Genomic DNA, 9002 nt, shown 5'->3' on the forward strand with positions numbered 1-9002 from the left:
CTCGAACCCGCGACCCCCTGCGTGACAGGCAGGTATTCTAACCAACTGAACTACCACACCAATATGTTGCATTGAGCTATCAATTGCGGTGCAAAGGTAATACTTTTTTTTAAACACACAAATACTTTCAAAAAAATATGAGCAATATTTTTCTAACAGGATGAACCGTTTTTATGTCCGGCGGCCGAAATCGCTTTTCTAATCCCAAGAATTCCTCAACGCTTGGCTCCAGAGCCACCACATCAAAAGAGGGTTTATCCTTGAGCTATGACAGCATATGAATCCTTATTGCATGCTTCCGATCCGCGGGTTGTTGCAGGCATAAGCTAAGGATATTTTAGTTACAGCATTCGGATAAAAAGGAAAGCGAAATCACCGTTGTTTCGAAAGTGTCAGATAATCTGGTGATTAAAGAGGCTGTTGACTATCGTGATGCGATAGGGACACAGACCGGCACTGCTGAGCAAATTACCTCGGCAGAGCCTAAGTACGTCTTGTGCCTGAAAGAAAATCACAAGCACTTGTTTTTAGATATCCGGGATGCTTTTACCGGGAAAGACACACGTTTTGTTTATAGCACCTTTGATAAAGCTTATCAGCGAATAGAGGGATGTGCTTGTATTACAATAAACTAAGAATAAAGGATGTTTTCGAGCCTGATGAATGTAAGATGTGGCTCAATCTGCGTGTTCTCGTACAGTTTCTGAGCGTATCTCCACCTTTGCCGATAGTTCTCAAGGCTACTTTGAACATGAACTACCTCAAAGAACTACTCAGAATTTGATGCGATTGCCCTGAATATATCCCTCCAGAAGGAGTGAGTTTTCCAGATTTTTGTTTACTTTTGCCATGTGTCAGAGTTCTTTTAGTATCGCTAAAATAAGAGAAATTTCTGATATATGTAAGCGTCGGACAATTGTTGTTGTTTAACGGTTTACTTGTTTTGCAAAGTTGTAAGTCTGTTAATTTAAGGATTTTGATAAATATTTTAATTTCGGGACTGGGTGGCGTTGGCGGTTACTACGGAGGGAAATTAGCGCAAGCCTATGCTAAAAGTGAAAGCGTGGCCATTTATTTCATCGCCCGTGGTGAGCATAAAGAGGCGATTGAACGGAATGGTCTGCGTATCCAATCGACGTGGGAAAATTTCACCGTTCGTCCCAAAGGATTATCAGACAAAGCGGAAGAGTTGGGTATTAAGGCTGACTATATTCTCTGTTGCACGAAAGACTACGATCTTGAGGAAAATATCCGTTCCCTCCTGCCTGTCATCGATAGGAGGACGATCATTGTGCCCCTGCTCAACGGAGCGAATATACGGGAGCGAATAACCTCCGTACTTCCCGATAACGAGGTTTGGTGCGGATTGACCTATATTGTGGCGATGAAAGCCGGTGCGGGTGTGATTGAAAATGCGCTGGAGCACCCAACGTTGTATTTCGGAAGTCCTGCCGGTCGCCATCCGCGCGAGAAAGAGTTGGAAGAGATCCTGCAAGCGGCAGGGATTAACGGTGAATGTCGGGAGGATATCCTCTATCAGGTGTGGAAAAAATACATTTTGATTTCGGCTTCGGCGAGTTCGACTTCGTATTTCGACAAGCCTACACGAGTCGTGATCGAAACGGAAACGGAGACATTCCGCTCACTGCTCAAGGAAGCTATCTCAGTGGCTCAAGCTAACGGTGTCGACATCTCCGAGGAAATGTGTCAGCATGTGCTCGATCATTTCTGGAAAAACGATTTTACGACTACGACTTCCATGCACCGCGATTTTATGGCAGGCGGAAAAACGGAGCTCGAAAGTCTTTGCGGATATCTTGTCAGAGAGGGGGATCGATTGGGGATTCCTGTCCCCATGTATCGCAAAATTTATCAGGTGCTCCTGTCGAAAGAGAAACGACCGAAGAACGGAGTGTAAAAACGTCCGGAATATCTGTCCTACACGCTTTTTTACAGTAGGATCAGGAGGCCCAGTCCGACGGATACGCCTGTTGCGATCAGTCCGGGAATCATAAAGGAATGATTTAGCACATATTTCCCGATACGTGTTGTGCCGGTGCGATCGAAGCTGATGGCTGCCACCACCGTTGGATAATTCGGGATAAAGAAGTAACCGTTGACAGCCGGAAATAACGCGATCAGCATCCACGGTGACAGGCCCAGTGCGATGCCGAGCGGAAGCATGGCACGAACGGTAGCCGCTTGACTAAAAAGCAGAACAGACATAACGAACAGCGCCAATCCGAACAGCCATGGCATCGTTGTCACATATTGTTCGATGCCCCCTTTCAGAGCGGCCATGTTGCCCGAAATAAACGTGTCGCCCATCCATGCGATACCGAATATGGCGATGACAGCCTGCATACCAGCTGAAAAGACCGAACCCTGCACGGCTCGAATTCCGTCGGTGCGAGTCCCGATAAGTATCAGAGCCGCAGCCGAAAGCATTAGAATTTCAATAATATGTGCCATTTGCATCGAGACAGCCCCTTCGTCGGTATAAAATACGGGACGCAACGTCGCCGACGAACCGAAAACGACAATGCCGACCGTAGCCAGCAGGAACAGAACGACCGAAAGTAAGGCTCCACGAGGATTTTCCACCTCGCGCGTATGATGATGGCTTCTTTCGAAGGCGCCTGCTGCAAGCCGGTATTGATACTCCGGATCGTCCGCGAGTTCTTTCCCTGCTTTCATCGAATAGAAGGCACCGATCAAGACACCTGCCAGGGTGCAGGGCACGGAGATCATCATAATGTCAGTTAAGGTAATATCGTATCCCGCCAGCATGCTCAACAGTGCTACCGTTGCGGCCGAGATGGGGCTGGCTGTGATGGCCTGCTGCGAGGCGATGACAGCGATGCCGAGCGGCCGCTCCGGACGTATCTTGGTCTCTGCCGCCACTTCGGCAATCACCGGCAGTACAGAATAAGCGACGTGCCCCGTGCCGGCAAGAAAGGTGAACAGATATGTAACAAGAGGACTCAGCAGGGTGATATGTTGCGGATGACGCCTCAGCAGACGCTCGGCCCATTTGACCATCAGGTCTAACCCACCCGCCGCTTGCATGCAGCTTGCCGCCGCAATGACCGCGGCGATCATCAACATCACGTCGATGGGGGGCGAGGTCGGACGAAGCCCAAAACCGAACGTTAGTACCGCCAGTCCGAGACCGCCGGCAACTCCCAGGCCGATCCCTCCTTTGCGTGCTCCTATGACAATTGCTGCCAATACAATAAGTAACTGAAGAATCATAGCATGCTTTTTCTATCCGAAAGCGCAAATGTACATGATATTTTGTTTACGCACGCGCTTGACGTACATTTTTACTCCAGTGATTCGGGATGAGTGTTCATCCTTTTATGCCTAAGAAGCGTTTGTTTGACTCGATAGCTGCTGTAAGCGGAGAGATGCTTCGATTTGAAATATATATAATGTTCACGAGATCTTGATATTCGTAGCAATTTTAAATTTGCTATCAGACTTTTCTTGATAAAAAGTTTGTGGAAATTAAAATTTGCTCTATCTTTGCGCCACCAAAAACAGAAAAGGTGCCATAGCTCAGTTGGTAGAGCAAAGGACTGAAAATCCTTGTGTCCCCGGTTCGATTCCTGGTGGCACCACTTTAAAAAAAAGTAATCCCCTGAATTTTCTTGAAATTCAGGGGATTTTTGTTGTTAGTTTTAGCAGTTGGTAAATGGTATGAACTTAACTTTTATATCGCACTCACTGCAGAGAGGCAACATGGTCCCAGGTTCCTCCGTTCAGGACGTTGGTGAAGCCGTGACGCTCAAGAAGACTCTTAGCTTGACCGCTTCTGTTGCCACTTCGACAAAAGACGATGATGGTTTCCTTATTTTTGAACTCATGGATCCGAGAGACTATCTCATCCAATGGGATATTCACAGCTCCGGAAGCACTTCCGGAAGCAAATTCACCGGCAGTACGTACATCCACCAGAAAGGCACCGCCTCGAATGGCCTTTACAAGAGCTTCATCGTCAGGCTTTGAAAAAAAATTCTTAAATAATCCGAACATGATAAATACAATAATTACAGATACGACAAATAATATTACTTTTTTGAAACTTTGCTTTGACATACGAAATCGGTTTTAGGAACATCCATTTGGGCAATACTTGCGAACCCGCCCTCGATATCCGTGAATTTGCGATAGCCTCGCGCGAGCAGGATGCTGGAAGCAATCATACTGCGGTATCCTCCTGCGCAATGGAGGAAGAAATGTCGATCGCGGGGGAGATCTTGAATCCAATCATTGATATACGCAAGCGGACGGCTGTAAGCTTCTTCGATATGTTCCGCCGCGTATTCACTCTCTTTGCGCACATCGACGACAAGGCTCTCTTCGGGAGAAAATTGTTGGGCAAACTCATTGGCCGAGATGCGTTTTACTTCATCGGTCTCTTTGCCGGAGGCTTTCCACGCATCGAAACCACCGTCCAAATATCCCAGGACGTGATCAAATCCCACACGGCTTAACCTCGTAATCGCCTCTTCCTCGCGTCCCGGATCGGTAACGAGCAGCAGAGGCTGTTTCACATCTACGATCATCGTGCCGACCCAAGGCGCAAAATCGCCATCTAAGCCAATATTGATCGATCGAGGAATAAAACCTTGGGCAAATACGCCCGGAGCTCTCGCGTCGAGCACCAAAGCATCGGATGTTTCGGCCAGCGCTTCGAAATCTGCAACCGAGAGTGCTGACATTCCTCGCTCCATGACGTGTTCTATGCTGTCGTATCCCAGCTTGTTCATGGCAACGTTGCCTCCGAAGTAAGCCGGGGGAGGAAGCAATCCTTCCAGTACAGAGGCTACGAAAGCCTCCTTGCTCGGCTGATTAAGAGCATAATTTACCTTTTTTTGATTGCCAAGACTGTCCATCGTCTCTTTCATCATGTTCTTTCCGCAGGCCGATCCCGCTCCATGAGCCGGATACACCATCATATCGTCCGATAAAGGAAGTATTTTGGTGTAGAGGCTGTCGTAGAGCAAACCGGCCAACTCTTCCTGAGTCAAATTAGCCGCTTTCTGTGCCAGGTCCGGACGCCCGACATCCCCCAAGAAAAGGGTGTCGCCGCTGAAAAGAGCCGTTTCATGCCCATCTTCATCGATCAGGAGAAAACACGAACTCTCCATGGTATGTCCCGGTGTATGAAGCACCCGGATTTTAACTTTTCCCAACTCAAAAACCTGATTGTCTTCTGCGACAATGGCATCAAATCCCGGCTGGGCTGTAGGACCGTAAACAATCGGCGCCCCTGTGGCACGGCTCAAGTCGAGGTGTCCGCTCACGAAATCAGCGTGGAAATGAGTCTCCAAAATATATTTAAGCTGTACCCCGTCTCGTTTGAGGCGCTCGAGGTAAGGCGTGATCTCACGCAGGGGGTCGATGATGGCGGCCTCACCATGGGAGGTGATATAATATGCGCCTTGAGCTAAACAGCCCGTATAAATCTGTTCTACTTTCATAGTTTATCGAATGTTTTAATGTTTATTTCACGATGCAAAGATGAATGATTTTTTTGCCCTGTACAGTTACTTTAGTCACACAAGGCTTGTTTATGCGAAGATTGTTTCTTTAAGGATGATATATAGCCCCATGATGAAGACGAACCAGCCGAATGCCGGCTTAAGTTTAGCCCCGTCGATATATTGTGAGAGTCTCATTCCGATAAATATCCCGACGACGGCCAGACCTGTGACCGAGAGAAGGAGCAGCCAATCGAAAGCCGCCGGATTATGTTCTCCGAGAAAACCCAGAAGCGACTTGGCCGATATGATAACGAGGGAAGTACCGATCGCCTTTTTCATGGGTAATCCTCCGAGGAGCACCAAAGCAGGAATAATTAAAAAACCTCCGCCCGCACCCACAAGCCCGGTGAGTGTTCCGACTACTATCCCCTCAAGGAGAATGAACGGATAGGAGAATTTTCGATCTCTTTGTTTGTTCGTCGATTCATCCGCACGTTTACCCGTTGGTCGAATCATGCTGACCGAGGCCGTCAGCATCAACACGGCGAACAGTACCATCAGGAACATATTCCGATCGATTGCAAAGTCTCCTAAAGTGAACACTTCGGAAGGGATAGCCGGAACGAGGTAAGCTCTGGTCAAGAAAACCGCGACGATGGACGGCGGACCGAACACAATCGCCGTGCGCACGTCTACCAACGAACGCCGAAAGTATGAAACACTTCCGACTGCGCTTGTCGCTCCTACGATAAAAAGCGAATAGGCGGTACCCAGAACAGGGTCTACACCGAGCAGGTACACAAGTACGGGGATGGTCAGGATACTTCCTCCACCTCCGATAAGACCCAGTGAAAGACCGATTAAAACAGATGCCAAATAACCGATGATATACATAATATTTCTACTCTTATGAGCAGGCAAAGATCGGCATGGCTGCAAAAACGTACAGCTACTTTGGTCACATAAGCGTGATTTTATTGCGCCCTAGACGCACGACGCCCGATTCTTCGAGCTGTTTGAGTAATCTCGATACCACGGCTCTGGCTGTACCCAGCTCACCGGCAAGCTGTTCGTGTGTGATTTGTAGCGTATGGCTGCCGGTCAGTTCGGCTTTTTTGTGAATGAGCGCCAATAAACGTTCGTCCACTTTTTTGAAGGCAAGCGCGTTGACCGTCTCCAGAAGTTCTTCAAACCGCTTGTGGTAGGAACGGAAAATGTAATTCAGCCATTCGGGATGCTCTTTGATAAAAAGGTAGACCTTGTCGACCGGCAAGAAAAGGATTTCGGCATCGTCTTCAATCTCGACCTTCACCTTACTTGTCTCGTTGTGCAATCCGCCCAGAAAAGACATGATACAGCTTTCACCCGCTTTGATATAGTAGAGTAAGATTTCTCTGCCATCTTCTTCGGTATGAATCACTCGCATAACTCCTTTAACCACAATTGGAATAGAGCGAATATAGGCGTTCTCCTGAAGGATGACGCTGCCGGCCTTGTAAACCTTAAGAATACCGTGTTCATACAACTTTTCCACAAGCTCGGGCGAAGAGCGAAATTCGGAGATGTCTTCTAAATGCTTCACAAACGCAAACGTAGTTAAAATATCCGTTTAATGAAAATATTTCGTCCGCAACTTATTTTTGATGCGAGGCCATCTTTTTTCGTAGGATATAACGGCCTTAAATCAAACCGCTTTGCGTACGCAATTCAACCCAAATTACGCGATACACTGTTCGGCGTTTACCATTTTTTAATGGTTAATTGTCAATGGTTAATTGTTATTTGCCGACTACATGATTCGGCGTGTACCACGCATAACAATTGACCATTAATCATTAATTACGTCAGGCTTTCAGTCCTCCACCGAGATGCGATGCCTTTTTCCCCAATGCTCCGCATTGGGCTGAATTGATCCGCCCTTTCAGGGCTTTTACAGCGGTCAGCGGTCATTTAATTGTTAATTGTCAGGTGTCAATGGTTATGTCGTGTACATGTTGTAGAGACGCAATGAATTGCGTCCCTACGGTGCGTACCATATTTTTTAACCCAACAAAAATTTCATTCGCGTTCATTTGCATTCGTAATGGTTCGTTGGCTTTTAGCCAGCAAATCAACATGTTAACGAATCAACAACTAAACCCCTCAACACCCGAAGGGCATACAAGGGCTGAAAGCCCGAATTATTTCAGCCCTATCCCGCAAGGGTGGGGTACCGACATCCGTACCTTGTTCGGAGGACTGAAGGCCTGAATTAAATTCATTCTTATTTGTTCTATTGCGGAATCTGGGTTCAAAGTACGCGTGTAATTTTTACCTATCCGCGCAAAAAATTACTTTTTTACGAACCTCTGCGGTATTTCTGCGCACCTCACGCCTACCTTTGCATTGTTTTTAAAAAAGAGTGACAAATTTATGTGAATTGAAAATGAATGAACAGAGACTGAAAGTCCGAAGTGAAAAAGGGAAGAAGGAGTTAAGGTGAAGAGAAACAGTCCATGCAAAAAAAACAGCCAATTTATTTGTCGCGTCAGAATAAAATCATTTACTTTGCACGAGTGTAAAAAAATGATAAAGATGAGACAATAAGACGCTGAAAATATTTTGCAAAACTTGCAGACCGATTATTAGACCCGGTTAAATCTGGAAAATTCAACAAGGGAGTCTGAGAATAATTTGTCGAAGCATGTGATGCACCCTGCATAAGGGGCATGGACTGTGCTTTTACTGATTCAGACTCCAAGGTTTTCCAGAACCGAACCGGGTGAATGGGAAGAGCGAGGAACATGCCTCTTACTTCTTTTTCATTTTGGCACATGTCAGAACAAAACAAACAATATGATGAAAAATGTACAATTCGCCCCGTGGGTAGGTAGCGCATACACGAAGGGCATAGAAGGAAAAAGAATGATGGCGCTGGGCGAAAGTCATTACTGCGCCAATCCGTGTGATGCCGATTCCGGCATGACCAACCGTATCATCCGCCTGCTGTTCGAGCCTGACCGCGAGCACGAAGGGTTTATGAATACGTATACGAAGTTCGAGCGGGCGCTGGCCGGAAAGCCGCTTTCGCTTGCCGAAAAAGAACAATGGTGGAACCGGATTCTCTTTTATAACTACGTGCAAAGCCCGATCTCCGGGCCGCGTAAAGAACCGACACGACAGGAATTTGCGGATTCCGAAGCGGCTTTTTTCGAAGTGCTGGAGACTTATCGACCCGATGGCGTATTGGTATGGGGTAAACGGCTGTATGATAATCTGCCTAAACGCGGCAGACAGCTCGACGACTTGATCTTGCCCGACTGTGACAGCATCGAGACATGGGCGTATGATCTCCGCAACGGGCATACCGTGCGACTGTTACCTATCACCCATCCTTCGGCCGCATTTACAACCGGATATTGGCATGTAGCCATCTCCACGTTTATCCGCGACATGAAATAACAAACGATTAATCTATATTATTGCTGTCCGGTAAAACTTTTAGGACTGTAAAAAATTAGGGCTGACACT

At 47.1% G+C, this 9002-nt stretch carries 8 protein-coding genes and 1 tRNA gene; 4 read left to right on the forward strand and 5 right to left on the reverse strand.

The annotated features are described in order from the left end of the window. Positions 1-976: 976 nt before the first annotated feature. Entirely contained in the window at positions 977-1918 is a 942-nt protein-coding gene (locus ACTTKA_RS11550) for a ketopantoate reductase family protein (protein ID WP_442725146.1), read from the forward strand. A gap of 32 nt (positions 1919-1950) precedes the next feature. Here ACTTKA_RS11550 and ACTTKA_RS11555 read toward each other — a convergent pair whose 3' ends face one another. Beyond that, positions 1951-3255 carry an anaerobic C4-dicarboxylate transporter family protein gene (locus ACTTKA_RS11555; RefSeq protein ID WP_442725147.1) on the reverse strand — a complete coding sequence of 435 codons (1305 nt, stop codon included), beginning with the start codon at positions 3253-3255 and terminating at the stop codon, positions 1951-1953. A gap of 295 nt (positions 3256-3550) precedes the next feature. On the opposite strand from ACTTKA_RS11555, the gene ACTTKA_RS11560 reads away from it, so the two are divergent. Further along, a tRNA-Phe gene (locus ACTTKA_RS11560) sits at positions 3551-3623 on the forward strand. Positions 3624-3726: 103 nt separating this feature from the next. Here ACTTKA_RS11560 and ACTTKA_RS11565 read toward each other — a convergent pair. The 4 genes from ACTTKA_RS11565 to ACTTKA_RS11580 form a co-directional block, all read right to left on the reverse strand. After that, positions 3727-4101, reverse strand: a complete 375-nt coding sequence (locus ACTTKA_RS11565; RefSeq protein ID WP_442725148.1) for a rhodanese-like domain-containing protein — start codon at positions 4099-4101, stop codon at positions 3727-3729. Beyond that, entirely contained in the window at positions 4074-5489 is a 1416-nt protein-coding gene (locus tag ACTTKA_RS11570; RefSeq protein WP_442725149.1) for an MBL fold metallo-hydrolase, read from the reverse strand. Before ACTTKA_RS11570 ends, ACTTKA_RS11565 begins: the two co-directional genes overlap by 28 nt. Positions 5490-5579: 90 nt before the next feature. Then, on the reverse strand, positions 5580-6386 hold the full coding sequence (locus ACTTKA_RS11575; protein WP_442725150.1) for a sulfite exporter TauE/SafE family protein: 807 nt from the start codon (positions 6384-6386) through the stop codon (positions 5580-5582). Between the two features lie 64 nt (positions 6387-6450). Next, complete coding sequence (locus ACTTKA_RS11580; protein ID WP_442725151.1) at positions 6451-7074, reverse strand: Crp/Fnr family transcriptional regulator; 624 nt, start codon at positions 7072-7074, stop codon at positions 6451-6453. A gap of 533 nt (positions 7075-7607) precedes the next feature. Here ACTTKA_RS11580 and ACTTKA_RS11585 point away from each other — a divergent pair. Together ACTTKA_RS11585 and ACTTKA_RS11590 are read left to right on the forward strand one after the other, a co-directional pair. Continuing rightward, complete coding sequence (locus ACTTKA_RS11585) at positions 7608-7742, forward strand: hypothetical protein (RefSeq protein ID WP_442725152.1); 135 nt, start codon at positions 7608-7610, stop codon at positions 7740-7742. A gap of 585 nt (positions 7743-8327) precedes the next feature. Then, positions 8328-8933: a hypothetical protein gene (locus tag ACTTKA_RS11590; protein ID WP_442725153.1), complete on the forward strand. Its 606-nt coding sequence runs from the start codon at positions 8328-8330 to the stop codon at positions 8931-8933. Positions 8934-9002: the final 69 nt, after the last annotated feature.

This window comes from Tannerella sp., assembly GCF_052170195.1.
Classification (GTDB): Bacteria; Bacteroidota; Bacteroidia; order Bacteroidales; family Tannerellaceae; genus Tannerella.

Excerpts from the sequence above, each read along its gene's own strand:
- ACTTKA_RS11590 (WP_442725153.1), top strand. The coding sequence starts at position 8,328 with ATGATGAAAAATGTACAATTCGCCCCGTGGGTAGGTAGCGCATACACG.
- ACTTKA_RS11585 (WP_442725152.1), top strand. The coding sequence starts at position 7,608 with ATGTTAACGAATCAACAACTAAACCCCTCAACACCCGAAGGGCATACA.
- ACTTKA_RS11565 (WP_442725148.1), bottom strand. The coding sequence starts at position 4,101 with ATGTCAAAGCAAAGTTTCAAAAAAGTAATATTATTTGTCGTATCTGTA.
- ACTTKA_RS11555 (WP_442725147.1), bottom strand. The coding sequence starts at position 3,255 with ATGATTCTTCAGTTACTTATTGTATTGGCAGCAATTGTCATAGGAGCA.
- ACTTKA_RS11575 (WP_442725150.1), bottom strand. The coding sequence starts at position 6,386 with ATGTATATCATCGGTTATTTGGCATCTGTTTTAATCGGTCTTTCACTG.
- ACTTKA_RS11570 (WP_442725149.1), bottom strand. The coding sequence starts at position 5,489 with ATGAAAGTAGAACAGATTTATACGGGCTGTTTAGCTCAAGGCGCATAT.